This is a genomic window from Coleofasciculus sp. D1-CHI-01, assembly GCF_040218875.1.
Lineage (GTDB): Bacteria > Cyanobacteriota > Cyanobacteriia > Cyanobacteriales > Coleofasciculaceae > Coleofasciculus.
In genome coordinates this window covers 17405-42028 of the sequence record NZ_JAVJQP010000030.1, presented here as the reverse complement: position 1 = coordinate 42028, position 24624 = coordinate 17405, and the positions used below count along the sequence as shown (strand labels likewise).

Here is a 24624-nt window from a genome sequence, read left to right as displayed (position 1 = left end):
ACCTTATGTCCTTGAAGATGAGCCAATGTCAATCCTGCTCAAAGCCTTGATAGATAAGGGTTTTGGAGTTGTGCAGCAAACCCTAAATAAACGATCCCAGGGGGGAAAACCAAAGCCATTAGAATGCCCTCCCCTTGACAAGGAGAGGGTTAGGAAGATGTCAAACCAATGGATATATCGTGTCCCTGCGCTGTCTCTTAGAGACATCAAATAGGCTTACATGATTCCTAATGTGTGCAGAACTCCTTGACCCGAAAAGTATTCAACGAATAGGGCAATAATGAAGCCTAGCATGGCTAGACGACCATTCCAAATTTCGGCTTGGGGGCTAAAGCCAAATTTCCAAGCATTGCGTTCTTCGGGACTGGTAATGGTTTCGGGTGCTGGTGTATTTGATGGGTTTGTCATAGTGCAATTCTCCGCTTTAGTTATCTATAATTGCCTTTGTAAACAAATGTAACCTGGATTGAGGCTAACGTTATCCCTCTTAGGTGGGAAACTTATTCAGCAGCCCCTAGAATACCCGTCTATTGACACTCAGCCGATTAAAGCGCGGGGGCTTTCACCTCCGCTATCCTGTAACTTGATACGGATGGATAATGTTGTACTCCTACAAATTATGCTGATCGATTTAGTTCTGTTGATAGCTGCTGCCAATCGGGTAATCGAGCATCCTGTGTCTGCCGTTGAGAAACAACTATTCTCTGCAAAACTCTAAAATTCTCTAAAAATGCCATGTCTTCGATATCAATCTGGGGTTGTTGGCAAAGATCGACATACCGTCGGGCGTTTAAGGATAACCAGAGTTCTAAATCACTTAACATTGACTTCAGCCTAAACTTTGTCTCAGTTTAGCTTTGTAGATTCGAGAGCAATAGGGAATATTTTCGGATATTTTACTCACTAAATTAAGAGGAACCTGGTAAAAATACGCAAGAAAATACTTTGGTAATTAATCTACCAGTAAGGAGTAAAGTTCATTTTGAGCAATTACCTGCTCGTAGAAAAGCTTATTCTATCCTGGAACAGTCTTGCCCACCCTACATAAAATCTAATCAAGTATCATTCCTCACCATTAACAGGCGATAGATGAGGGTAGGATAGGGAGAGGCTAACTACTGAATGTTTTTATCTCCGGTTCTCTCACCGGATTTACTAGCAAATTAAACCGCCTTTGTCAAGACACCCCCATCTGGAGCTTGATAAAATCAATCACGGTTGCTAATCCGTCCTGAGTCTTTAAATTTGTAAAGACAAATGGCTTATCACCTCGCATCTTTTTGGCGTCTCGTTCCATAACACCCAAATCAGCCCCAACCATTGGCGCTAAGTCTATTTTATTAATCACCAATAAATCCGATTTAGTGATTCCGGGTCCACCTTTGCGGGGAATCTTGTCACCAGCGGCGACATCTATCACGTAAATCGTCAAATCGACGAGTTCTGGGCTAAAGGTGGCGGCTAGGTTATCCCCCCCACTTTCTAAGAAGACTACATCTAAGGGGGTGAACTTCTGTTCTAACTCTTCAATTGCGGCTAAATTCAGGGATGCATCCTCCCGAATCGCCGTATGGGGACAACCTCCCGTTTCCACACCCCGGATGCGATCGCGCTCTAATGCCTTAGAGTTTACCAAAAACTGGGCATCTTCCTGGGTGTAAATATCATTGGTGACAACAGCAATTTGATAAGATGCCCGCATCGCCTTGCACAAAGCATCCAATAAAGCGGTTTTTCCGGAACCTACTGGTCCTGCAATACCAACGCGAAATGTATTCATCAACCGTGTTTGAGATGTGATGTATTAACTATAAATTTACTATTATTTTTACGGCTTTTCTCTGTAGGGATGCGATCGCACGTCTGCAATGGCTGTAACCCCGTGTTACTCGATGAGCGCGATAAACGCCTCAATGGTGTGATTAGAATGACCAATTGTAAATACATTCATGACTATTGCTCATACAAGTCAAATTCCAAGACAAAGTTAGTTTCGACATAAACATTCACGTCATAACCTCATAATCAAACTTACCTCCAGCGATGGCTTCATATAGCCCTGAATCAACTAACCATTGTTGAGATTCATCAATATCTGTGGCATATTTATCAGAATGAATTATTTGCCAAAGCCATGATTCAATAATCAATCCTAAACTCTGACGACTGATTTGTTCAGCCGTGATTCCAGCGCCTTCATAGTACGATTGAAGAATAGGGCGTGCATCAATGGAGTAAGTGGGTTGGCTCTGATCGGATTGGGCATCAGCACCCGTCCATAAGTAGAAGCGATCGAGAAAAACCATCAGGAAATAGGGAGCTTTGTAAAACGTTCCGTGTGCGAGAATATTGCGGCGGAATTGTGCTGCCCAGTCTGGTGATGTATTGAGTTTAGGTTTAACTTCAATATCGAGAATTCGTTGACCATTACGGTTGTAAACTGACAAATCCCAGTCATCATTCCCCTGAGGATAAGAAATAGGATATTGAATCGGCTTGGGTACTAAGTTACCTTTCATTTTGTTTTTGCCGCAAACGTTACTATAGTAATCCTAGCTTAGATGATCTAGATAGTTCGTTACCAGTAGGGGCACGGCATTGCCGTACCCTTACTCATTCTGCTTGGTAGCAGATAACCTCTGGGGTAGGTAGGGGTTCTAGGGATGCAACCCGTCACAATCGCTGTAACTCTATGCTGTTGTGGGAGAGCGATGAAGGATGAACAGTTCCTCGGTGCAAGAAATTTGTCATTTCTGCTAAAAATAGCAGATTTCCCGATTCGCGATCAGGAGCAGTGTTGTGGTCTGGGGCGATCTGCTGGATCTGAACTGATACAGCTAAAAAGTTGGGATAAATTTGACAGTTGATAGCCGACGGTTTGATGGGCGCACGCCATGCGCCCCTACAATCCTAATCCACTAAATTAGGTGTGTTACGCCAGATCACACGAGACAAGTTGGTGTGATAAATTTGAATTACACTTTTAGATTCGGCTCGTCTGTTGTGGCTAAAGATCGGTTTCATCAAGTTGTTAAGACTGCTCTTATTAAGGATGGATGGAATGTGACTCATGATCCGCTTAGAATTAAAGTTGGTGGAGTGGAGATGGAAATTGATTTGGGGGCAGAAAGATTACTGGCTGCGGAGCGAGGCGATGAGAAAATCGCGGTTGAAGTCAAAAGTTTTTTAGCGAGTGCATCAGCAATTTCAGAGTTTCATACAGCACCCACTCAGTTTATTAACTATCGGGCGGCATTGCGTCGTGAAGAACCTGAGCGCATTCTCTATCTAGCTGTGCCAGATCTAACCTATAATAGCTTCTTTAAAATTGATTTTCCCGCATCAATGCTGCAAGAAAATGCGGTAAAACTGATGGTTTACAATGTTGACGTGGAGGAAGTTGTACAATGGCAGAACTAACGGATAAAGTAATCAAATATCAGCAAATTGTGCAGCAATTGTTGATGGATTATGCAGAAGTTAAGCCAGCTTATGGTGAGTTTGAGGTAGAGACAATCTTTGATACGCAGCGAAATCACTATCAAATTGTGCATCTCGGTTGGCACCATAGGCGCTGGGTGCATCATTGTTTAATGCATCTGGATATTCGGAATGAGAAAATCTGGATTTTTTACAATTCAACGGAGCATGATATTGCGGCAGAATTAGTCGATTTGGGTGTACCAAAACATGATATTGTGCTAGGGTTTCATCCTCCTTTCATGCGTGAAATGACTGATTATGCAGTAGGCTAAAAGCCACTGGATAAGGGCGGGTTTAGTCAAGTTATCAGTTGGGTGCTCTCATGTTATCTGTAAAACCCGCCCCTACACAATTCACACTCACGTTGCACCAGATACCGTGAAAAGTCAGGATTAAAATAGGACTGTGTTTGTAGTAAGCACTTTAGTGCTTTAACGCCTAGCTGGAGAGAGCTAAAGCTCTCACTACGAACCTACTTAACTTATTGGGCATTACCAATTAAAATAAATGGAGACCAATAGAAGGGATGACGATCAACCTGTTCAAGTTTTGCCTGACGCAGGGCTTCTCCTTTACTCATCCCTTGGTTGAGATTTTGATAAAACTGGGTCATAATTTCCGATGTTGTGTCATCCTCAGCATTCCACAAACTTGCCATCACTGCTTTAGCACCTGCCCGTTCAAATAAGTAGGCAATACCTGCAATTTCTCGCCCGTCTGATTCTTCTCGCAAGGCGGTTTGACAGGCGCTGAGGACAAGAAGTTCTGTATTTTTCATGCCTAATCGCGCAGCATTAGCGATGTTAAAAGGTTCATCGGCAAATAGGAGGGTGTTGGGTTCCATATCGATACGACGCACACCATTACAGTCTTCCTCTTCTCCTAGACAACAACCATCGGCTTCAAAACAGCCGTGAGTGGCAAGGTGGATAACTGGAAAGCGAGAGGCGTGGTATTTGAATCTTTCGGCAGTGGCGTCGTTACCCAGATAGATTTCACTTCCAGGTAGGAGGTTGGGTAGATTTTTGATTTCGGCTTCTGCACCGGGTAAATTATAGGGTTCTTCCGGGATGGGATTCCCTAATCCTAACGCTCCACGCTGTAAAGATGGAGAATTTCCGGTGTCTGTCAATTGCAGGGAATTGACACTTAAGCGAGTGAAATAATTAATGGGATAGTCTTCAATTAAGAATTTGCCTGTGTCTCGGTTGTAGAGGGTTTCAAAGGGAATATAGCGTAGTTTACCTGTGGCGATGATGGCAAGTTGCGTCGGAGATAATGTCTGGATTTGGTCTTCAATGGGACGAATTAATAAGTCGTAGAGTTCGCTCCCCCTGTCGCGGAAGCCTATGGCATAACGGTTTTGCAATATCTCTCGGTAGTCAGTGATTAAGGTATCTAGTTTATCCGGATCGACGGGAACTTTTTTAACCGTGATGGGTTGGTCTCTCGTCAGGATAAAAATAGCGATGCTATTGGGAAAATATTTTCTATTATTCAGCAGCATCGGCTGAATAACTACTGTACCATTGGGAATACTAGCTTTAAGTTGATCAATATCATCAGGAGTGATTTCTAGGAGTTCGGCAACTTCCGGATACTGACGTGAGATTTCTTCAGCTTCTTGGTTTACCTCTGCTTCCAATTGACGAAAGTGGCGGGAAAGTTCCTCAGAAAATTGGTCTTGTAATTGCTGATGGAGGAATTCTAATTGTTGATTTTTTTGATTCCACCGCTCAAGCGCTTGTTGGGCTTGGGGATTACTAACTTGGGCATCAATTAGGCGGGTGTAATCAGCGAGTTCGGCGGTGCTGTAACGATTGAGCCATTCAAAAGCTTGTTCGGGTTGATTTTGCTCAATCAAGAGGTTAGTGAGAGCAATTGCAGAACCTCGGTTACTTTGTAAAAATAACTGTCGATTTTCTCGTTGTAAACCTCGACGCAACCCTAATCTAATGGTAACAGCTTGCTTGAAATTCACAATCGCCTGCTGTGGTTCCCTGATATCACGGTAAGCCAGACCGATATTAGTAAGAGTAGTGGCTTCCCCAGAACGGTTGTTCACTTCCCGAAGAATGGGTAAGGCTTGGTTGTAGTATTTTAATGCCTGTTGGAATTGTCGGTTGTCATGGTAGACTACACCGATATTATTGAGAGTTGTAGCTTTCATGGATCGATAGCCTACTTCCTGGAGAATGGACAAGGCTTGGTTATAGTATTCTAATGCCTGTTGGAATTCTCCGATTTCATGGTAGGATGCACCGATATTATTGAAAGTTGTAGCTTCCATGGAGCGGTTGTTCACTTCCTGAATAATGGGTAAAGCTTGGTTGTAGTATTTTAATGCCTTTTCTGGTTGCTTAAGGTAATGGTAGACCAAACCAATATTATTGATAACGGTGGCTTCCCCTGAACGGTTATCTACTTCCTGACTAATGAGTAAAGCTCGATTAAAATAGTTTAAAGCTTCTTTTAGCTGCCCAATATTATGGTAGACCAAACCAATATTATTTAGAGCAATTGCTTCCCCAGAAAGATTATCCACTTTCTGATTAATAGTTAAAGCTTTGTTTAAATATTTTAAAGCGTTTTCTGATTGCCCAATGTAGGTGTAGACTTGACCGATATTATTGAGAGTAATTGCTTCCAAAGAGCGATAACCAACTTCCTGGCTAATGAGTAAAGCTTGATTGTAATATTCTAATGCTTTTTCTATTTGTCCGATGTGGTTGTAGATCTGACCGATACTATTGAGAGTTACAGCTTCCCCGTAACGGTTATTTACTTCCTGAGCAATAGTTAAGGATTTATAGGAGTATACTAATGCTTTTTTCGTTTGCCCAATATCATAGTAAATTGAAGCAATATTATTGAGAGTAGTTGCTTCCAAAGACCGATAACCTAATTCCCTGCTAATGAGTAAAACTTGATTGTAGTCTTCTAATACCTTTTCTGGTTTTCCGATGGTATGGTAAACCACACTGATACTATTGAGAGTGCTAGCTTCCAGAGATCGATAGCCCAATTCCTGGTTAATAGGTAGGACTTGGTTATAGTATCCTAATGCTGTTTTTGGTTGCCCGATTGCATAATAAACCATACCGATATTCTGAAGAGTAGTGGCTTCCCCGGAACGATAACCCACTTCTTGATAAAGAGTAAAGGCTTGATTGTAGTATTCTAATGCTTGTTGCCGTTTACCTATAATCATGTAAACTGAACCAATATTGTTGAGAGTCGTAGCTTTCAAGAAAAAACTACCTACTTTCTCGCTAATAAGTAAGGCTTGATTGTAGTATTCTAATGCTGTTTGTGGTTGTCCGATATAATTGTAAATCCTGCCAATACTATTGAGAGTAGTAGCTTCTTGGAAAGGGTCTTCTGCTTCTTTGCTAATGGGCAGGGCTTGGTTGAGGTATTCTAACGCCTTTTGAGTTTGCCCGATGAAACTATAGATGCTGCCGATCTTCGTGAGAATATTAGCTTCCTCAGAGCAGTCTTGTGCTTCTTGACTAAGGGGCAGGGCTTGGTTGTAGTATTCTAACGCCTTTTGGGTTTGTCCAATGATAAAATAGACTCTGCCAATGTTAGCAAGAATATGAGCTTTCTCAGAGTGGTCTTCCACTTCTTGACTAATGGGAAGAGCTTGGTTCAAGTGTTCTAACGCTTTTTTGGTTGATCCAATGATAATGTAGATCTCACCGATATTGTTGAGAGTAGTAGCTTCCCCAGATTTGTCAGCAATTTCCTGGCGAATGGACAAGGCTTGATTGTAAGAATCTAGGGCTTGCTGGTACTGATCAAGTCGATAATAATTAAAACCAATGTCATGCAATACTAAGGCTTCCTGCTGTCTATTTTTCAGTGTTTGTGCTAAGTCTAAGGCTTGCTGGAGGGTTTCTATTGCCTGTTCATATTGCCATCGTTCTGTATGCTGATCAGCTTGGTCTACAAGCGCCCTCCATTCTGCCTCTAAATCCTGTGTTTGCGCCCAACTCTGTTGAACCATCAATGGCACATTTACAGGAACCAAGCCCAGACTGATGGCTAAAACACCCGATAAAATTTGCCGCATAGCACCCAACCTTCTATAGTCTAACGGTCAATTGGCGTTGCCTTTATCGTCATCATTTGCCCCGACGAGTCAAATTCAATCGCATCCACGATATAGACACTATCTTTAGAAATCGAGAGAATATCTTGTAAATCCTCACGGCTTAAAACAGTCCCTAACCTGAGACTCGCTGTTTCTGGGTTTTGCAGTTGAAACGCCCAAATCGGCACTCTTGGCCAAACTTCCTGTCTCGTTTTAGAGGAGTCTTCTGAGCGAAACTTTCTTACTCTTCGCCCCTGTCGATCGCGAATCCACACATCCCCCTGGAATTTTATCCGGTTCACTTCACTCAGGGATAAGGTTTGCGAGAAATTATTCTTAGAAATCGTTAACCCCTGTTCACTCAGCGCCGTCAATTGACCAATGATCGAACTCCCGGATTTTGGCCACACCAAAGCATCGTCTGGTAACGCCACGGGTAACGATTGGGCTTGCTGGTTACTGGCTTGAGCAATCTCTCTGGGTTTGCTCATCGTGGTTTCAGCATACCCGATGACTCCAGGACTTGAAACCAGTAGAGTCAAGGTAATGATATTCAGTGCCGTTTTCATCCCTTTGATGATAGTTCTCATACCCGTAATATGATTGAATTGAATAGCGCTGTGAAAAAGTCTGTGGTTTCCACTCCTCCTGATCCTAACGAACCCAACCTATTAGGCAAAGTTACCAGTCTCGTCGTTTTACTCGGTGCGGGGTTGTACTTTACGGGTTGGACATACCGTTGGGCATATTTTAGCTTTTTTAATATTGAGGTTTCCACCCTCAACTTACCCTTTGAATCCTTCTATATCGCTGCATTCCAAGCCCTGTTTGGTTCTCCCTTCGCCATTATCCGAACCGCGATCGCGCTTATTCTCACGGCTACGGCGATTCACCTCACCCTCTGGCTGATTCAACATCCGGTGATGGCGAGTCTCACCACGCTCACCAAAAGAGTGCGATCGCCTCTCCGCAATTACGCCAGACAACACCCCAATGCATGGCTATCCCAAGGGATACAATCCTTGGTTAACTTTAGTTCAACTCAGTTTAATTCCCTGCAATTTTTAGGCTCTCTCACTGTCGAAATTGTGATTGTATTATGGGCATTAACCGCACTATTTTGGCTAGCCCAATGGCAAGCCGATACCGATGCTTGGATAGATGCAGTTAACGAAACCTCAACCCTACCGATTATCACCGTAGTTGCCCCAGACAACACAGTATCCCTGGGACGTAAACTGGACAATCCTCTGGTTAATCCGTCCGGTTTCCGGATTATCGGCGACCAAGATTTATATCAACGACTTTTGGGTAAAGAACTCACCGATACCAGTAATCCAGAAACCCCAATAGTCTGGCGCTTACTCATTGATCGCGACGGTTATTTTTACATCTTTCCAGCTTTGCCCGATAAACGCGATCGCACATTAAGTCCACCTGTTGTGATGATGTATGAAAGTGACGGAGGCGATCAACTAATGATCCTCAGTCCTCCAACCTCCCGGAATTAATTTGTTTGTCCAAAGTCCAAAAAGTTAGATGTAGGGGCGGGTTTAGGGAATCAATCCAGCTAGTCACCGATAAAGGAACAACAAAACCCGCCCATTCCCCCACCGCAAGACAATCAATTAATCCAAAACCGGCAATTAATCCAAAACCGGACAACAAAACCTACCGGATTGCTAAGAAAGGTGGAGTCGGGCGGGTTTTGTGGAAAGATGATCGGTGGCTCCATTAATTTTATCCCTAAACCCGCCCCTACATTGGATTTTATATCCCGATATCAGATTTTCCTATGAACCTGAAACCCGATCACAAAACCCATCTGATTGCTAAGTGCGATCGCACCTTAAAAATGTCGGGGTGAAAGGTGGAGTCGGGCGGGTTTTGTGGAAAGATGATCGGTGGCTCCATTAATTTTATCCCTAAACCCGCCCCTACATTAGATTTTATATCCCGATATCAGATTTTCCTATTTTTATTGATTAGTCAGCGCTTCAGCTTAAAGCGCTAAAGCGCAAACTAGAAACTCTTAAGCCTGGGAACTGGTGAACTGATCTCCCTTTTCCTCATAGCTGAAGCCTTGTTTTTCACGAACTATAGCTAAACCTTCTTGCAGTGCTGTCAAGCGATCGCCCATCCAGTGATGTCCGGGAATTAAGCCAGCAATGCCTAACTTTTCTAACCGACTTTTTATCTTCCCAGTTGCGCCAACAACAATCACCTCTCGTCCTTCATAAATCGCCTCTTGAATCGCATTTTCGATCGCCAAGGAAGACGTTACGCCCAGGATAGGAACTTCACCTAAATCGACAATCAAAACATCATAATTGGCAATGGCGTTGTGTTCTCTGGAAATGGCTTTGGCGACACCAAAAATCATCGGTCCACTCAGATGGAACAGTAAAACTCGCCCATTCGCCACATCTAAAATCTGCTTTTCCTCATCAGTGAGAACAATCTGATCATCCGCATCAGTAATCGCTTTAACTGCATTTGCTTGTAATTTTGATAGGTTTTCGATGGTTAATATATTCGCGATAAATACGCCAACGGCTACAGCGATCATTAAATCCACAAACACCGTTAGTAGTACCACACCATAGACAATCCCCGCTGCTTTCCAAGAGATTTTGTGAACTCGCTGGAGAAAACCCCAATCAATGATATTAATCCCAACTTTTAAAACAATTCCCGCTAAGACAGCAAGGGGAATTGTAGAGGTTAAAGGTGCTGCCCACAACACCACGATGAACAGCACTAAAGCACGGCAAATACCCGATAATGCCGTGCGTCCACCTGCTTGGATATTCACCACCGTTGCTGTGGTTGCTCCAGACCCGGCGATCCCACCACATAGACCCGTAATTAAATTAGCAACACCTTGACCAACTAACTCTTTGTTGGACTTGCAGTCTTGTCGAGTTAGACTTTCAGACACGAGACAGGTTAATAGGCAATCGATAGAACCTACCGTCGCCAATACTATCGCATTCACGAACATTAACCGCGCATTTCCTGGCGTAAAAGCAGGCATTTGTAGCTCAGGTAAACCCGGTGCAATTTCTCCAATCGTGCCGATTGTGCGAATCTCAACACCACTAAACAAAATCAGCGAAATGGCTGTCCCAATCACTAAAGCCACCAATTGAGGCGGCATCACTTTTTTAAATTGAGACGGGTAAAAGAAAAGAATCGCTAAGGTGATGGCTCCTAAAATTGTTTCCCAAGGATCGATATTCGTGATTAAAGTCGGCAGATTTTGAATCACACCCAGGACAGCCCCTGGAGGAGTTTCTTGTCCCAAGAAAGGAGCCAGTTGCAGAAAAATCAGAATCACGCCAATTCCGGTCATAAATCCGGAAATGACGTTATAGGGCAACATGATAATATATCGCCCTAATCGTAATACCCCAAAGATAATTTGAAAGACTCCTGCCATCATCACCACCGTGAATGCCAGGGGCAGATAATTGTCCGGATTATCCGCTTGAAGTCCAGCAATTACAGCGGTTAAAATAACCGTCATTGGGCCAGTTGGCTCAGAAATCAGGCTCGGTGTACCCCCAAATAAGGCAGCAAAAAATCCAACTAATATTGCCCCCCATAACCCCGCCGCAGCGCCAGCACCTGAAGCAATTCCGAAGGCTAACGCCATGGGTAAAGCAACAACAGCCGCCGTCAACCCGCCAAAAATATCTCCTTTTAGGTTGCGAAAGTGGATTTGATTGGTTATCATTAAACGTTTGTCTCTATTAACAAATCAAAAATCAAAGTTACCAGAAGTAATAAGTTATAAGTCAAAAATTACCGTTGAACCAGCATTTTTAGGGACACGATATATCGTATCCCTAGCTTAAGCAAGCTTGGTGCAGAAGTCCTAATTTATTGCTGATGAATACCCACAAGGAGACTTATGATTTCCATAGAGTATATCATAGTGATTTTACAATTTGCAATAAAATAGAGCTGTCGCTATGGAGGATAGGCGCACGTCGGTAAAGGGCGCACGTCGGTGCGCCCCTACGTTTCTGGGCGTGTGGTTAATACCAAATCTGGGTTAGCCACCCCCTTTATAAGCTAGTCCGCGCAGGCGGACTTTGCTTGTTTAGCTGCGACTTCTAGTCGCTAGGGCTTCTCTTTAACAGCACCGCTTGAGAATCGGCTAACTCAAAGCAGCGTAAATCTGCTAAGTGATCACCACTATCCAAACCCGGAGACGCGATCGCGACTTGCCATTCGCTCATATCCAATTGCAGCCAGTCTCCCACAGTAACCTTCATCGGTTCTCCCCCCATGTGCGCGACTATGGCGATTTGTTGATCATGATCATCAGGATTACTGCGAACCCCGTAATATACCGTCCGTTCCTCATCACTGATTTTATTGAATCGATCAATTCCAGCTAAATTGTGACCTAACCAGGGATGAGCATGGCGGAAACGACGCAAGCTCATGTTATAATCTGTTCTTGCTGCATCAAGCTTGTCCTCATAGTGAGAGACATTACACAGTTCGTAACAGTCTTCCATGAACATCAACGCGAATGACTTGAGCTTTTCAAGGGTCAACCCTTTCAAGAAATTCACCATTTCTGGCTTATTCAACTTTTTCAGCGGCTCAATATCACACTGATCCGTATTGTCTCCCAAACAGAACTGGCAAGCCTGGACAACCTCGGCAAGATTGTAATCCTTTTCAGTCATGGCAACTTGCAGCGCCCTGCCAAACTCCCGCAATTCCTCTAGCTGACTAAATCCCAAGGACTTCAACCGACTGAAACTTTCCGGCGCATCATAGAGTTCTGGCGTCACTTGCCAATCCAAGAACCCAACTTCTTCAGAAACCACCTTGACCCCATAGCGTTCATCGGTATTGCGGAAAAACATCCATGGGGCGTGCATTGTCGCATTGATAAAGTCCATGGGCAATCCCGGACTGAACCCATACACCCAAAGCGTCACCGCCTGGTTATCGTAAGCATTATTTAATACTTCTGGCAGCGTACTGCCTAAATTCCAATTAATCTGGGCATCTAGCGGGATTTGATTGCCCCGGCGCACCGTATCATGATTACCACAACCGGTGATCCAATGATCCCCTTCAAAGATCACCTCACACACCCGACGCCATTTGCGATCCCAAAACTTTTCTAAGGCTGGGGTGTTATGGGCAAAAATCAGGGGTCCCCATTGGAACGATTCCGGTTTCAGGTTAATTAATTCCCGGTACGTCGAGATCTCTTCCCATCCTTCAGCGGGCCAGGGACGACCATCTTCAAAAATGGTAAATAAGAGTCGTTGATGTCCCTCAATATCCTGAACCACATCACTCATCGCCAGCAGATAGGCGTCATCATATTCCACCAGTCCAGACAGAGGATTAAAGAAGCGGAAATCTTGACCCCCATCAATACGCACCCCATCAGCGCCCGTATTAATTTTACGCCGCTGCATTTCCAAAAACATCGCCCGTACTGTCGGTAACTGATGGTTCAAGTCTTGACCGTACATATTCGGACCTTTGAGGAACTGGCGATGCAGGAGTAACTCCGATTGGTTATCTGCATGACCATACACCAGGTCATAGATAATTTGAATTGGACCGGTGGGAAAATTATGCAGGGTGGCGATAAAGTCTACCAATTCATCAGGGCGCAAGCTACCCAAAAGCGCTGCATTTGTAGCACTCGATCCCAAAATTGGCACGTCATAGCCCCAATCCTGGGTATGGGGTTTCCTCAGTTTAATTTGCAGGTCATCTTCATCTTCGGCAATACAGACGAAAAATTCACTTTCTGGACTGTATTCATCTCGATACTCAATCGTGGGTTCCATGGGGAGTAGCTGAATGGCATCGTAACCCACGTAGTTTTCTTCGGCTGGGGTTAAGGGAAGATTTCCAGCTAATTTACTGGCAATTTGGCGATAAATACGGGTTAATCCCTCAACCGTTCCCTCTTTAGAGGCGGTGCCAATATGAAGCTGTAAAATGTTCCGGGGGGCTGGCACACGCGGAAAGGTTAGGGGATCAGAGCGGACGCTGGTGGCTTTGAAGTAATCCAGATCAGCTCGTTGTTTCTGTAAGCTTGCCATATCATACAGTTCAGCCGGTCCGAACACCCCATAAGGCATGGAATAGGGAATTGTATCTCGAATCGCTTGTAGGTTCCCTTGTTGATCGACAAAGCGCAGCCAGTAGAATGATCCCATCTGCTCCCGGTTTCCGGGACGCATCCCAGCGATGACACCCCAATGGTATTCCCCTTCTTGTTTTAAGAATAGGCGATCGCGACGAAAGGAGACGGTTTGCTCAACCACCCGACAATCAATCGGCTCAAGGGGGGTTAAGACTTCCAGATAGATTTCCATCTTCCGCATCACCTGCGCCAACAACCGAGGGGTCCAGAAGCCAATTTCGGTTAACCCATCGGAACGGTAATGCGCCCCCAAGCGTCCGGCTATGGCTTGAGCTTTTTCAAAATAGGTGGCGTCTGAATGCTCAATGGTAGCTGCCCAATCTATGACGTCTTGGGTGGCATCTTCAACCAATCGGATGGACGGTTTTGTATCAACTTTCACAGTAACTTAATCTCGCAACCACTACCCAACTGCTGTACAGGTAACTAAATCCTGACTTTCGGGATCGGTCTACCTGTACGGCGAATTCCCGTCAAGTTTAACAGTCCCACAGCTTCTCTGAGAGTAAAACACTGTCATTGGTCATTTGTCATTGGTCATTCGTCATTGGCTTCCCCATCTCCTGATAACTGATACCTGATACCTGATAACTGATAACTCCCCCAACACCCATTAGGGTATAACTCTGAGACAGCCACGACACATTAACTGTCCTGGGGTTAGAGTGAGTTCTTTGAGATCAACCTCTGAGCCTAAATCAATCGTGAACGGCTCCAATGCGATCGCATGAGCATTAAGTTGAATCTGGAGGGGGTGCAGTTGCAGATGTTGAGGCGTTACCAGTTGAATCCCGGCATCAATCTGAACCAGGATTTCCTGAGTCTCTGGGTGTGTCACTGTTCCTTTGAGGGTGAGGTGTTGCCCATCAATCTTAATCTGCTGCCAACTTATGGTAGACGGGTTTAGAGGTGGATACTGATCCGGTGGATTATAAGAATTAATAAAGGTATTCAGTAATTCGGTTAAAGCATTTGATAATAAGGGAGCGTCCAGAGAGGCTTGCAGGTCGCTCTCTCGCAGTATAAGTTGACCCGTAACTGGGACAGGTTCTAGGAGTTGTAAGGGTTTGCCTTTAAACACCTGAGTAAGATTGAAGCGAATATTTGTTCCATCTAGCTGGATTTGCGACAGGTGCAGTCCTTGATAGATAGCACGACGAGCCGCAATAGACACAGTAGGAATGTGTCCTCGAAGAATTTGGCGATCGCGACCCATCAGCTTAAACTGTAGTGTTTCCACGGCATCCACCTGCGATCGCAGCCATAATTGCACGGCGGGGGATACCACTGTGCTAATCATCCGGCTGCCTTTGTCTGTCCCAGCTTTTGATTTATTAACGCCCATTGCCACAATTTCGGGTCAATCCTGTATTCTGACACAACGGGGATAGTCTCCGAGCAAGGCAATGAGCAGGTAAAAAAACCAAACGCTTGCAATTCTCCGCATTCTTGTAATATTTGTACATGGTCTATTCTGGTCAGGGCTAGAAGTAGACTGATTCTCTCTAGCCACCTTAAAAGCCGGAGAGGTTTAAACCCAACTCCTGCTGGATACCATAAGGATGGAACTCAACTTGGAACCAGCACGATCTGGGTCGAGACGAACTAGCTTACACAGGTAGTCAAGCCATGGAGGAAAGAGTACAAAAAATTATTTCACAGTGGGGTATCGCCTCACGGCGTCAAGCTGAGAAAATGATCGTAGCCGGACAAGTTCGGCTAAATGGTACTCTGGTGCAGCTAGGGCAAAAAGCGAATCCGGAAACGGATTTGATTGAAGTTAATGGTCAACGGCTCAAACCCAGTAATCGTCCTCAGACAATTTATCTGTTGCTCAATAAACCTGTGGGTGTAGTCTCTACTTGTCGGAATGATCGGGTGTGTAATACCATTCTTGAGAAGCGTCGTACAGTTCTTGATTTACTGCCAAGCACGATTAGACAAGGTCAGGGCATCCATCCGGTGGGACGGTTGGACATGGAATCTACAGGAGCGTTAATTCTGACAAATGACGGAACACTGACCTATAAACTTACCCATCCTCGCCATCACGTTCCCAAGACGTATCGGGTTTGGGTCAAGGGTCATCCTTCTGAATCAATTCTCTCGGCTTGGCGTCAGGGTGTGGACTTGTCGGGTAGAACCACTTTACCTGCTCAAGTTCGAGTACTCAAGCAGCAACCCGATAAAACACTTTTAGAAATTGTCTTGACAGAAGGGAGAAACCGTCAAATTCGTCGAGTTGCTGACCTGCTAGGCTATCCAGTAATCCATCTGCACCGCACGGCAATTGGTCCGATTCAATTACAACGACCGGGTGAACCGATACTGCTCAGTGGTCACTACCGTTATCTTGAAGAATTTGAAATCCGCTTCCTCCACAACCGAGTTCACTAACCCTTACGAAAACGTGCCAGCAGATATCAAGGAGTACCGTGTATGAAGGAGAATACGAGTCATTTGCAGCAGGAACAAGTTGAGAAGCTCGAAGTTATCGGCGCTCGCCTACGCCAGTTTCGCCTCGAACAGTCGATTACCTTAGAGGAAGTTGCGGCTCAAACCCGAATTCAGGCACGGCTTTTACGGGCGATTGAAGACGGTAAGATCGACCAGTTGCCAGAACCTGTATACATTAGAGGCTTTATCCGGCGATTTGCCGAAGCGCTGGGACTCAACGGGGCAGAACTTGCCGATGCTTTTCCGGTGGGAGCGAGTATCCAGTTGATCAAACCCCGTTGGCGGCATTTACCCGCTGCTCAATTGCGACCGCTTCATCTCTACCTGCTCTATATTCTGTTGGTGATTGGTTCGGTCAGTGGTTTATCTCACATTCTGAGTCGCTCGGCAGTGCAAGTGATTGAAGTTGAGAATGCCCCCTCAGCCCAGCAGTTTCCGACACCGAAAAACTCCGAACCCAGACCACCGAAACAGTCCCTTGATATTAACCAATCGGCGGAAATTAGTCATGCCAGCCAAGATGGTAAACCGGTGCAGGTTGGTGTCACCTTGAAGGCGCAGTCCTGGATTCGAGTCGTTGTGGATGGTAAAACAGAATTTGAAGGCGTCTTGCCCGAAGGCACCCAGCGGACTTGGGTGGCGGATCAACAACTGATTGTCCGGGCGGGTAATGCCGGAGGCGTCCTAGTCGAGTTTAATGACCAAAGTGCTAAACAAATGGGCGCCCCCGGTGCGGTTGAGGAAATGACTTTTGCGGCTAATCCTCGGTCTTGATCGTCTGTTTGCTCAACAGGTTAACCCTCAAGAATCATGCGGTGTCCGACCATAAGTATAAATTAGGGTTCTGATGCGATCGCGCAGTTGGTCACTCAACATCTCTGCTCGATAACGCCATTTCCAGTTTCCCTCAGATGTACTGGGACGGTTCATCTGAGCCTCTGTACCCAAATCCAAGAAATCTTGGAAGGGAATCATGGCAAGATTGGCGACACTGCTGTAGGCTAACCGGATTAAATCCCAATTGATGCCTTCCTCACTTAACCCTCCTAAGTAACGAATCGCATTTTCTCGTTCATAGTCGGGGATCTGGTTAAACCAGCCGATTGTCGTGTTATTATCATGGGTTCCGGTATAAATCAGACAGTTGCGCTCTAGGTTAAAGGGTAAATACGGATTATCTGAACCGCCACCAAAGGCAAAATGTAAAATCTTCATCCCCGGAAATCCAAATTGATCCCGCAATGCCTCAACTTCAGGGGTAATTACACCTAAATCCTCGGCGATAATCGGTAGTCCTTCTAATTCCCGCTTGAGGACTTTGAAAAATTTAGCTCCCGGTCCTTTGACCCAGCGCCCATTCATGGCAGTGGTTTCACCTTGGTCAACCTCCCAATACGCCTCAAAGCCGCGAAAATGATCAATTCGCAGCACATCGACGTACTCAAACATCATCTTTAGGCGCATGATCCACCAGCGGTAGTTATTGTGTTCCATGCGTTCCCAGTCGTAAATGGGGTTACCCCACAATTGACCGGTTTCACTGAAATAGTCTGGGGGAACACCCGCCATCAGCGAAGGTTCGCCTGTTTTCTCATCAACGGCAAACAGTTCTCGGTTTGACCAAACATCCGCGCTATTATGGGCGACATAAATCGGGATATCGCCAATAATTTGGATATTGCGGTCATTGGCATACTGCTTCAACCATGACCACTGGCGGAAAAACTCAAACTGGAGGTACTTGTGGTAGTAAATGCGATCGCGTAACCGTTCTCGCCACTCATTCACCGCTTGCGGTTCGGCTTTAGCAATGTCTGGCTCCCATAAATGCCAACTCACATCATCAAAGGTGTTGTGGAGTGCCATAAATAAGGCATAATCATCGAGCCAATAGGCGTGACGCTGACAAAATTGCTCGAATTCCTCCTGTTGTTCCGGGGAAGCTTCCCGCTTAAAGCGATCGCAGGCTTTGAGCAGGAGCGATTTTTTCAGGGGAATGGCTCGCTCAAAATCGATAGTATCCGGGGGAAACTCCGGTAGATGAGCTAAGTCTTCATCCTTGAGTAGCCCCTTCATTTGCAGTTGTTCTGGGCTAATCAACATTGGGTTTCCCGCCATGGCGGAGTAAGACATATACGGCGAGTTACCAAACCCCGTTGGTCCGACGGGCAAGATCTGCCAAAATCGCTGATCGCTAGCCGCCAAAAAATCAATAAATTGATACGCGGGTGAGCCTAAGTCACCAATTCCATAAGGACTGGGAAAGCAAGTGGGATGCAGCAAAACACCACTCGATCTAGGAATCTGCATAGAGGATAGACCATAGTACAGCAAAACAAGTCCTATCGACATTAGCACGCTAGGGAGACGTTAAAAAAGAGCGATCGTGGTAGATTTAACTCTGCCGATAGAGGTATTCTGAAAACAACGAACCCAAGGCGATCGCTACCCGTTACCCGAACTTGACTTGTGACTTACCGAAATCCCGTTCCCACCGTCGATATCATTGTCGAACTCATGGATCGACCCTCGCGACCGATTATTCTGATCGAACGCAAAAATCCCCCCCTAGGCTGGGCAATTCCTGGTGGCTTTGTCGATTACGGGGAATCGGTGGAAACCGCAGCGGTTCGCGAAGCAAAGGAAGAAATTGGCTTACAGGTGGAGTTAATTGAGCAGTTTCACGTCTATTCGGCACCTGACCGCGATCCGCGTAAGCATACCCTGAGTATTGTGTTTCTAGCTACGGGGACAGGCGAACCCCAAGCCGCTGATGATGCCAAAAATTTGAATATTTTTAATCTGTGGGAGATTCCCGCGAATCTATGTTTCGATCATGACCAGATTTTGCGGGATTATCGATATTATCGCCATTATGGAGTGCGTCCTCATTAGAAACTATTTTCTGTTCCCTGTTCCCTGTTCCCTGTTCCCTAACCCATGAATGCGATCGCACAAACTCTAACACCGATTGTGGGTGACTCTAACATCTACCAGGGGGATACTTTACCTCCGCTATGGCAAGAGCGACTCAAGAGAGCCTATGGCGTAGACACGATTACCAGTACGCTTGTTTGTCCAACCACAATTCCACAGCTTTGTCAAGTAATGGAGTCTGCCAATACCCATAACTGGCAAGTTCTTCCCGGCGGGAATGGGAGTAAATTAGCCTGGGCGGGTGTGGGTAAACCAGTTAACGTGGTGATTAGTACCCAAAACCTGAATCAGGTGATTGATCATGCGGTGGGTGACTTGACAGTAACGGCGCAAGCGGGTGTGAAATTGGCAGATTTACAGCCAATACTGCTGAAAACCAATCAATTTTTGCCTCTAGAACCCGCCTACCCGGAATCCGCCACTCTGGGTGGAATTATTTCAACGGCGGATAGTGGCTCATGGCGACAACGCTATGGTGGGGTTCGGGATATGCTATTGGGAGTTTCCTTTGTCCGCAGTGATGGACAACTCGCCAAAGCCGGGGGACGAGTGGTGAAAAATGTGGCGGGTTATGACTTGATGAAACTGTTGACGGGGGCGTATGGAACCCTGGGAATTATAACCGAGGTGACGTTTCGCTTGTATCCGGTACAAGAAGCATCGGGGACAGTGGTACTCACCGGAGACGCTGACGCTGTTGCATCAACAACCCAAACCTTACTCGCGTCCGCCCTAACCCCTACAGCCGCCGATTTACTCTCCTCTGGATTGGTAAAACAATTGGATATCGGTCAAGGTATGGGCTTAATGGTACGCTTCCAAAGCGTCACCAAAAGTGTACAGGAGCAGTCATCCCGTTTGCTAGAGGTGGGGCAACAGTTGGGATTACAAGGCACGCTTTATCAGGATAACGATGAAGCGAGTCTATGGCAATCATTACCAGAACAAATCTGGGGAATGCCCCAATCCACCTCGATTACTTGCAAAATAGGAGTAGTACCAACAGCAGCAGTTATGACGTTAACTGTACTGGATACTCTCACATCGGGAACGGGATTAGGGTTAATTCATGCTGGAACTGGATTAGGAAAAATGCGGTTGGAACCCGAAACAGTGAAACCTGAGACGATTTTAAAGATGCGAGAGCATTGCCAATCTCACAGCGGCTTTTTGACGGTACTAGAGGCTCCAATTAGTGTAAAGCAACAGCTTGATGTTTGGGGATACAGTGGCAACGCTTTAGATATTATGCGTCAAATTAAACATAAGTTTGATCCGAAAAACCTTTTAAGTCCTAATCGATTTGTCGGAGATATTTGAAGACAGAATCCACAGGAGCATATCCGACTTTTCACGGCATAGAGTTTTGACCATTCACGACTCTCGATGGAACCTAGTTTTTCCGAATGTAGGGGCGGGTTTCACTATTATCTTTTCTTTTGCACCCAAATATAACTAAACCCGCCCCTACCCACCTCTCACGCACAATTTATTAATTTCTGCACATCTACCTAAAACGACAAAATATGCAAACGGATTTTAAATTTCCCACACCTGATTCAGTCAAAGAAAGCGCAGCAACAACACCGTTAGAAACGGAACAAAATGATTCTCAATCCCCTGGTTTTGATCCTAAAAACCCTCCCAAACAAGACTTAATCGATACTTGTGTTCATTGTGGGTTTTGCCTCGCCACCTGTCCCAGTTACCGAGTGATTGGGAAGGAAATGGATTCGCCCAGGGGACGGATTTATTTGATGGATGCGATTAACAAAGGTGAAGCACCATTAGCCGAGGCGACGACGCAACATTTTGATTCCTGCTTAGGCTGTTTGGCTTGTGTGACCACCTGTCCTTCTGGCGTACAGTATGATAAGTTAATTTCAGCCACACGTCATCAGGTTGAACGAAATCAGCCTCGGAGTTTACCGGATCGGATTATTAGAGCGCTAATCTTTAATCTGTTTCCTTATCCGGGACGCCTGCGCCCTTTCCTTGCGCCACTTTATCTGTATCAAAAATTAGGATTACAAAAGCTAGTTCGGTCTACAGGATTATTAAAGCAAATAGTCCCCCGTTTAGCGGCAATGGATTCAATTTTACCGCAAATTACTTTAAAGTCTTTCCAAAATAACTTCCCAGATGTGATTCCGGCGCAAGGGGAAAAGCGGTATCGAGTGGGTGTGATTTTGGGGTGTGTACAGCGGCTATTTTTCTCCCCCGTTAATGAAGCGACGGTGCGAGTATTAACGGCGAATGGCTGTGAAGTGGTGATTCCCAAAACTCAAGGCTGTTGTGCTGCATTACCCGAACATCAGGGACAAACGGAACAAGCCCAAGCCTTGGCGCGACAAATGATTGATAGTTTTGAGGGAACGGATGTTGATTATGTGATTATTAATGCCGCAGGTTGTGGTCATACGTTGAAGGAATATGGGCATATATTAGACGATGATCCAGTTTATCGCCAGAAAGCGCAAGACTTTGCGGCGAAAGTGAGAGACGTGCAGCAGTTTTTAGCTGAGGTAGGATTGACGGCGAAGTTGTCACCTCTGACCGATAAACCATTGACAATGGTTTATCAAGATGCTTGTCATTTGTTACATGGACAAAAAATTTCCGTACAACCGCGTCAGTTATTGCGGAAAATTCCGGGGGTAACATTACGCGAACCCATTGATGCGGCGCTATGTTGTGGGAGTGCGGGGGTTTATAATATGCTGCAACCGGAAATAGCTGATGAGTTGGGACAGCAAAAGGTTGAGAATTTGTTGAATACTGGGGCGGAGTTAATTGCGTCATCGAATCCGGGATGTTCGCTGCAAATTAAGAAGCATTTAAACGTGCAGGAGAAAGAGATATCCTTGATGCATCCGATGGAGTTGTTGGATTATTCCATTCGCGGGGAAAAGTTGGCGATTGGGGATTAAGGAATTGATGTAGGGGCGCACCGACGTGCGCCCTTTCATATCGACGTGCGCCCTTTCATATCCTGTCCGGCAAATCACCCCTAAAAATGTCGCGCCCAGCCTCTTATACTATCATTGACAACCCTTGCTGACCTGACTTGACTGGGGCTAAAAACGATGACCATCGAATTCTTACGCCATTTTTATCGGGCGACTGATCCGGGGAAACCTCTGTTTGCTCAAGATCCAGAGGATCAGAAGCTTTATATCGATTTCTCAGAAGTACGTGGCGGTCAGATTATTGAGGAACTTAAGGATAATATTAGCTTCTTTTCGCCCGATAGTCCTACCTGTTCCCTGTTCACTGGACATATTGGTTGTGGGAAATCCACCGAGTTATTGCGGCTGAAGTTGGAACTGGAACAAGAGGGGTTCCATGTGGTCTATTTTGAGTCCTCCCAAGACTTAGAAATGGCGGATGTGGATATTGGTGAAGTGCTACTGGCGATCGCACGTCAGGTTAGTCAAAGTTTACAGGATATTTCCCTGGTTGAACCCAGGAGACTGAAAGAGTTTCTGGCTGGTGCATTGGAGGTGTTGAACTCGGAGGTGACGGGGATAAAGTTGAAGATTCCCGGATTGAAGCTACTGGGGGATTCTCTGGGTGATGTGGGGATGACTTCAGACAAGGATAAGTTTTCTCTCTATTTTGGTATTGGCGAAATTACCACCCGCACCAAAAGCGATGCGAGACTGCGAGAACGGTTGAATCGGTATCTGGGACCCCAGAAAAATCAACTCGTGGATGCGATAAATCAGGAATTGCTGGAACCCGCGATCGCATCCCTAAAAGCGATCGGTAAAAATGGATTGGTGGTGATTGTGGATAACCTTGACCGCCTGGATAGTCGCCCCAAGGATTGGGGACGTCCGCAACCGGAATATTTGTTTGTCGATCAAGGGGATTGTTTAAATCGACTCAATTGTCATGTCGTTTATACTATGCCTTTGGGGTTGAAGTTTTCTAAAGAATATGGCAATCTCACCCAACGATTTACCGATGAACCGAAAGTCTTACCCATGGTGTCGGTGAAACATCCCGATGGCGAGATTTGTGAGAAAGGAATGCAGCAATTACGCCAAATGCTGTTAGTCCGGGCGTTTCCCAACCTGAATGAATCGGAACGAATTGAGAAAATTCCCGAACTGTTCGAGAATGCAGAAACCCTCGATCGCCTTTGTGCGATTAGTGGCGGACACGTTCGGGATATATTGAGTATATTGAATGCCTGGATTCGCAAGAATAAACAACTACCCCTATTGCGGGAAACCTTGGAAGCGGTGATTCGTTCCCGGCGCAATGAAATGGTGATGGTGATGTCCGATGCTGATTGGGAATTATTGCGTCAGGTGCGACAACGGAAAAAAGTGAGTGGGATTGATGGATATGAGAAGTTGATTAATAGTCGATTGGTGTTTGAATATCGGCAGAATCAGGAATCTTGGTTTGACATCAATCCCCTTTTAGCAGAAGCGAAGGAGATGCAGGATTAGTTATTGGTCATTGGTCATTAGTCATTGGTCATTCGTCCTTTGTTCTAATCCTTGATCTACCGTAGGGTGGGCATTGCCCACCAACCTCATCTAAGCGTACCATGCGGCTAAAATATAAATTAACCATGACTTAGATATGGACAATGGCTCCTGCTACTGATATTCACCAAAAAGCGATCGCGTTGATTGGACAGCTACCCCAAGACAAATTGATAGCGGTTGTGCAACTCTTAGAATTTTTAGCACAGCCGCCTCAGCCGAGTACAGTTAGTCCCCAGGAAGCCCAGTTGCTAGAGGTGATTGACAACCATCTGCCAGAAGATGAGCAGGTACACTTAAATAGATTGCGCGATCGCTGTGAATGGGGTGAACTGAGTGAAGCGGAATATCAGCAACTGATTGGTTACGAAGATTTGTTAGAGGAGAAGCGAGTAAAACGATTAGAAGCCCTGATCCAACTAGCACAGATTAGGAATATTGACCTGATCCGCTTAAACCAACAAATTCAGTTAAGCTCCTAACCTTCCCATGCCGTCTGACTATGAGCGAATCCCGATAGCACTGAGACAGGAAATTGCTCAACGGGCGAAGCATCGATGCGAATACTGCCGTTGCCCAGATGAATTCTCTCCTGACAGCTTTACCGTTGATCATATTAAGCCTCGACAACTCGGTGGAACAACCACTACTGAAAATTTAGCCTGGGCGTGTTTCGGCTGTAATGGTCGTAAATACACCCGCACTGTTTATCCTGACCCACAGACTGGACAAGAGATTGCCCTATTCAATCCTCGCCAGCAGAATTGGATAAAACATTTTGATTGGAGTGAGGATTTAACTCAACTACTCGGTCGAACCCCCTGTGGTCGTGCAACCATTGCAGCACTTGCACTTAACCGTCCAGGAGTTGTAAATCTTCGACGCCTGCTGATCTTGGTCGGACTGCATCCACCGGATTAGTGAGAAAAGTCTTGAACTCTTCGTTTTTA

Annotated in this window: 22 protein-coding genes; 12 read left to right on the top strand and 10 right to left on the bottom strand. The window is 45.5% G+C overall.

The window, feature by feature from the left end; all coding sequences use genetic code 11:
* Positions 1–216: 216 nt before the first annotated feature.
* The 4 genes from RIB93_RS06300 to RIB93_RS06285 form a co-directional block, all read right to left on the bottom strand.
* Complete coding sequence (locus tag RIB93_RS06300) at positions 217–408, bottom strand: chlorophyll a/b-binding protein (RefSeq protein WP_006105490.1); 192 nt, start codon at positions 406–408, stop codon at positions 217–219.
* 209 nt (positions 409–617) lie between these two features.
* Positions 618–824 (bottom strand): hypothetical protein, encoded by a 207-nt coding sequence (locus RIB93_RS06295; protein ID WP_006105544.1) that lies wholly within the window; start codon positions 822–824, stop codon positions 618–620.
* A 353-nt stretch (positions 825–1177) separates the two neighbouring features.
* Positions 1178–1780 (bottom strand): urease accessory protein UreG, encoded by a 603-nt coding sequence (ureG, locus tag RIB93_RS06290; RefSeq protein WP_446371343.1) that lies wholly within the window; start codon positions 1778–1780, stop codon positions 1178–1180.
* A 226-nt stretch (positions 1781–2006) separates the two neighbouring features.
* A complete protein-coding gene (locus RIB93_RS06285; protein WP_446371341.1) occupies positions 2007–2519 on the bottom strand; it encodes a hypothetical protein in 513 nt (170 codons plus the stop codon).
* A 144-nt stretch (positions 2520–2663) separates the two neighbouring features.
* On the opposite strand from RIB93_RS06285, the gene RIB93_RS06280 reads away from it, so the two are divergent.
* The 3 genes from RIB93_RS06280 (at position 2664) to RIB93_RS06270 (ending at position 3755) form a co-directional block, all read left to right on the top strand.
* Positions 2664–2867 carry a hypothetical protein gene (locus RIB93_RS06280; protein ID WP_446371339.1) on the top strand — a complete coding sequence of 68 codons (204 nt, stop codon included), beginning with the start codon at positions 2664–2666 and terminating at the stop codon, positions 2865–2867.
* A gap of 136 nt (positions 2868–3003) precedes the next feature.
* On the top strand, positions 3004–3420 hold the full coding sequence (locus RIB93_RS06275; protein ID WP_446371338.1) for an element excision factor XisH family protein: 417 nt from the start codon (positions 3004–3006) through the stop codon (positions 3418–3420).
* Complete coding sequence (locus RIB93_RS06270) at positions 3408–3755, top strand: element excision factor XisI family protein (RefSeq protein WP_446356880.1); 348 nt, start codon at positions 3408–3410, stop codon at positions 3753–3755. Before RIB93_RS06275 ends, RIB93_RS06270 begins: the two co-directional genes overlap by 13 nt.
* Positions 3756–3964: 209 nt before the next feature.
* Here RIB93_RS06270 and RIB93_RS06265 read toward each other — a convergent pair whose 3' ends face one another.
* Positions 3965–7558 carry a tetratricopeptide repeat protein gene (locus RIB93_RS06265; protein WP_446371337.1) on the bottom strand — a complete coding sequence of 1198 codons (3594 nt, stop codon included), beginning with the start codon at positions 7556–7558 and terminating at the stop codon, positions 3965–3967.
* Between the two features lie 20 nt (positions 7559–7578).
* Positions 7579–8169 (bottom strand): hypothetical protein, encoded by a 591-nt coding sequence (locus RIB93_RS06260; RefSeq protein ID WP_446371335.1) that lies wholly within the window; start codon positions 8167–8169, stop codon positions 7579–7581.
* A 9-nt stretch (positions 8170–8178) separates the two neighbouring features.
* Between RIB93_RS06260 and RIB93_RS06255 the strand changes: the two genes are divergently transcribed.
* A complete protein-coding gene (locus RIB93_RS06255; RefSeq protein ID WP_446371333.1) occupies positions 8179–9090 on the top strand; it encodes a hypothetical protein in 912 nt (303 codons plus the stop codon).
* 521 nt (positions 9091–9611) lie between these two features.
* Here RIB93_RS06255 and bicA read toward each other — a convergent pair.
* From bicA to RIB93_RS06240, 3 genes are all read right to left on the bottom strand, one after another.
* The gene (gene bicA / locus RIB93_RS06250; RefSeq protein ID WP_446371331.1) at positions 9612–11318 is read right to left on the bottom strand and encodes a bicarbonate transporter BicA; all 1707 of its coding nucleotides are present in this window, start codon (positions 11316–11318) and stop codon (positions 9612–9614) included.
* Positions 11319–11700: 382 nt separating this feature from the next.
* On the bottom strand, positions 11701–14160 hold the full coding sequence (gghA, locus tag RIB93_RS06245) for a glucosylglycerol hydrolase (RefSeq protein ID WP_446371329.1): 2460 nt from the start codon (positions 14158–14160) through the stop codon (positions 11701–11703).
* A gap of 231 nt (positions 14161–14391) precedes the next feature.
* Entirely contained in the window at positions 14392–15123 is a 732-nt protein-coding gene (locus tag RIB93_RS06240; RefSeq protein WP_446371327.1) for an LmeA family phospholipid-binding protein, read from the bottom strand.
* Between the two features lie 284 nt (positions 15124–15407).
* Here RIB93_RS06240 and RIB93_RS06235 point away from each other — a divergent pair, with 284 nt between their 5' ends.
* Positions 15408–16175, top strand: coding sequence for a pseudouridine synthase (locus RIB93_RS06235; protein ID WP_446371325.1), 768 nt, complete (start codon positions 15408–15410; stop codon positions 16173–16175).
* Between the two features lie 42 nt (positions 16176–16217).
* On the top strand, positions 16218–17009 hold the full coding sequence (locus RIB93_RS06230) for a helix-turn-helix domain-containing protein (RefSeq protein ID WP_446371323.1): 792 nt from the start codon (positions 16218–16220) through the stop codon (positions 17007–17009).
* 27 nt (positions 17010–17036) lie between these two features.
* On the opposite strand, the gene malQ is transcribed toward RIB93_RS06230, so the two are convergent.
* On the bottom strand, positions 17037–18545 hold the full coding sequence (gene malQ, locus RIB93_RS06225; protein WP_446371321.1) for a 4-alpha-glucanotransferase: 1509 nt from the start codon (positions 18543–18545) through the stop codon (positions 17037–17039).
* A 159-nt stretch (positions 18546–18704) separates the two neighbouring features.
* Here malQ and RIB93_RS06220 point away from each other — a divergent pair, with 159 nt between their 5' ends.
* The 6 genes from RIB93_RS06220 (at position 18705) to RIB93_RS06195 (ending at position 24595) form a co-directional block, all read left to right on the top strand.
* Positions 18705–19130 (top strand): NUDIX domain-containing protein, encoded by a 426-nt coding sequence (locus RIB93_RS06220; RefSeq protein ID WP_446371319.1) that lies wholly within the window; start codon positions 18705–18707, stop codon positions 19128–19130.
* 45 nt (positions 19131–19175) lie between these two features.
* Positions 19176–20492: an FAD-binding oxidoreductase gene (locus tag RIB93_RS06215; protein ID WP_446371317.1), complete on the top strand. Its 1317-nt coding sequence runs from the start codon at positions 19176–19178 to the stop codon at positions 20490–20492.
* A gap of 206 nt (positions 20493–20698) precedes the next feature.
* Positions 20699–22102 (top strand): (Fe-S)-binding protein, encoded by a 1404-nt coding sequence (locus RIB93_RS06210; RefSeq protein WP_446371315.1) that lies wholly within the window; start codon positions 20699–20701, stop codon positions 22100–22102.
* Between the two features lie 156 nt (positions 22103–22258).
* Complete coding sequence (locus tag RIB93_RS06205; protein WP_446371313.1) at positions 22259–23635, top strand: ATP-binding protein; 1377 nt, start codon at positions 22259–22261, stop codon at positions 23633–23635.
* A 143-nt stretch (positions 23636–23778) separates the two neighbouring features.
* Positions 23779–24156 (top strand): hypothetical protein, encoded by a 378-nt coding sequence (locus RIB93_RS06200; RefSeq protein ID WP_446371311.1) that lies wholly within the window; start codon positions 23779–23781, stop codon positions 24154–24156.
* A gap of 7 nt (positions 24157–24163) precedes the next feature.
* Complete coding sequence (locus RIB93_RS06195) at positions 24164–24595, top strand: HNH endonuclease (RefSeq protein WP_446371309.1); 432 nt, start codon at positions 24164–24166, stop codon at positions 24593–24595.
* Positions 24596–24624 lie beyond the last annotated feature (29 nt).

Bases quoted from the DNA above. Each gene is read 5' to 3' on its own strand.
- RIB93_RS06300 (WP_006105490.1), bottom strand. From the start codon at position 408: ATGACAAACCCATCAAATACACCAGCACCCGAAACCATTACCAGTCCC.
- RIB93_RS06295 (WP_006105544.1), bottom strand. From the start codon at position 824: ATGTTAAGTGATTTAGAACTCTGGTTATCCTTAAACGCCCGACGGTAT.
- ureG (WP_446371343.1), bottom strand. From the start codon at position 1,780: ATGAATACATTTCGCGTTGGTATTGCAGGACCAGTAGGTTCCGGAAAA.
- RIB93_RS06285 (WP_446371341.1), bottom strand. From the start codon at position 2,519: ATGAAAGGTAACTTAGTACCCAAGCCGATTCAATATCCTATTTCTTAT.
- RIB93_RS06280 (WP_446371339.1), top strand. From the start codon at position 2,664: ATGCAACCCGTCACAATCGCTGTAACTCTATGCTGTTGTGGGAGAGCG.
- RIB93_RS06270 (WP_446356880.1), top strand. From the start codon at position 3,408: ATGGCAGAACTAACGGATAAAGTAATCAAATATCAGCAAATTGTGCAG.
- RIB93_RS06265 (WP_446371337.1), bottom strand. From the start codon at position 7,558: ATGCGGCAAATTTTATCGGGTGTTTTAGCCATCAGTCTGGGCTTGGTT.
- RIB93_RS06260 (WP_446371335.1), bottom strand. From the start codon at position 8,169: ATGAGAACTATCATCAAAGGGATGAAAACGGCACTGAATATCATTACC.
- RIB93_RS06255 (WP_446371333.1), top strand. From the start codon at position 8,179: ATGATTGAATTGAATAGCGCTGTGAAAAAGTCTGTGGTTTCCACTCCT.
- bicA (WP_446371331.1), bottom strand. From the start codon at position 11,318: ATGATAACCAATCAAATCCACTTTCGCAACCTAAAAGGAGATATTTTT.
- RIB93_RS06240 (WP_446371327.1), bottom strand. From the start codon at position 15,123: ATGGGCGTTAATAAATCAAAAGCTGGGACAGACAAAGGCAGCCGGATG.
- RIB93_RS06235 (WP_446371325.1), top strand. From the start codon at position 15,408: ATGGAGGAAAGAGTACAAAAAATTATTTCACAGTGGGGTATCGCCTCA.
- RIB93_RS06230 (WP_446371323.1), top strand. From the start codon at position 16,218: ATGAAGGAGAATACGAGTCATTTGCAGCAGGAACAAGTTGAGAAGCTC.
- malQ (WP_446371321.1), bottom strand. From the start codon at position 18,545: ATGCAGATTCCTAGATCGAGTGGTGTTTTGCTGCATCCCACTTGCTTT.
- RIB93_RS06215 (WP_446371317.1), top strand. From the start codon at position 19,176: ATGAATGCGATCGCACAAACTCTAACACCGATTGTGGGTGACTCTAAC.
- RIB93_RS06210 (WP_446371315.1), top strand. From the start codon at position 20,699: ATGCAAACGGATTTTAAATTTCCCACACCTGATTCAGTCAAAGAAAGC.
- RIB93_RS06205 (WP_446371313.1), top strand. From the start codon at position 22,259: ATGACCATCGAATTCTTACGCCATTTTTATCGGGCGACTGATCCGGGG.
- RIB93_RS06200 (WP_446371311.1), top strand. From the start codon at position 23,779: ATGGCTCCTGCTACTGATATTCACCAAAAAGCGATCGCGTTGATTGGA.
- RIB93_RS06195 (WP_446371309.1), top strand. From the start codon at position 24,164: ATGCCGTCTGACTATGAGCGAATCCCGATAGCACTGAGACAGGAAATT.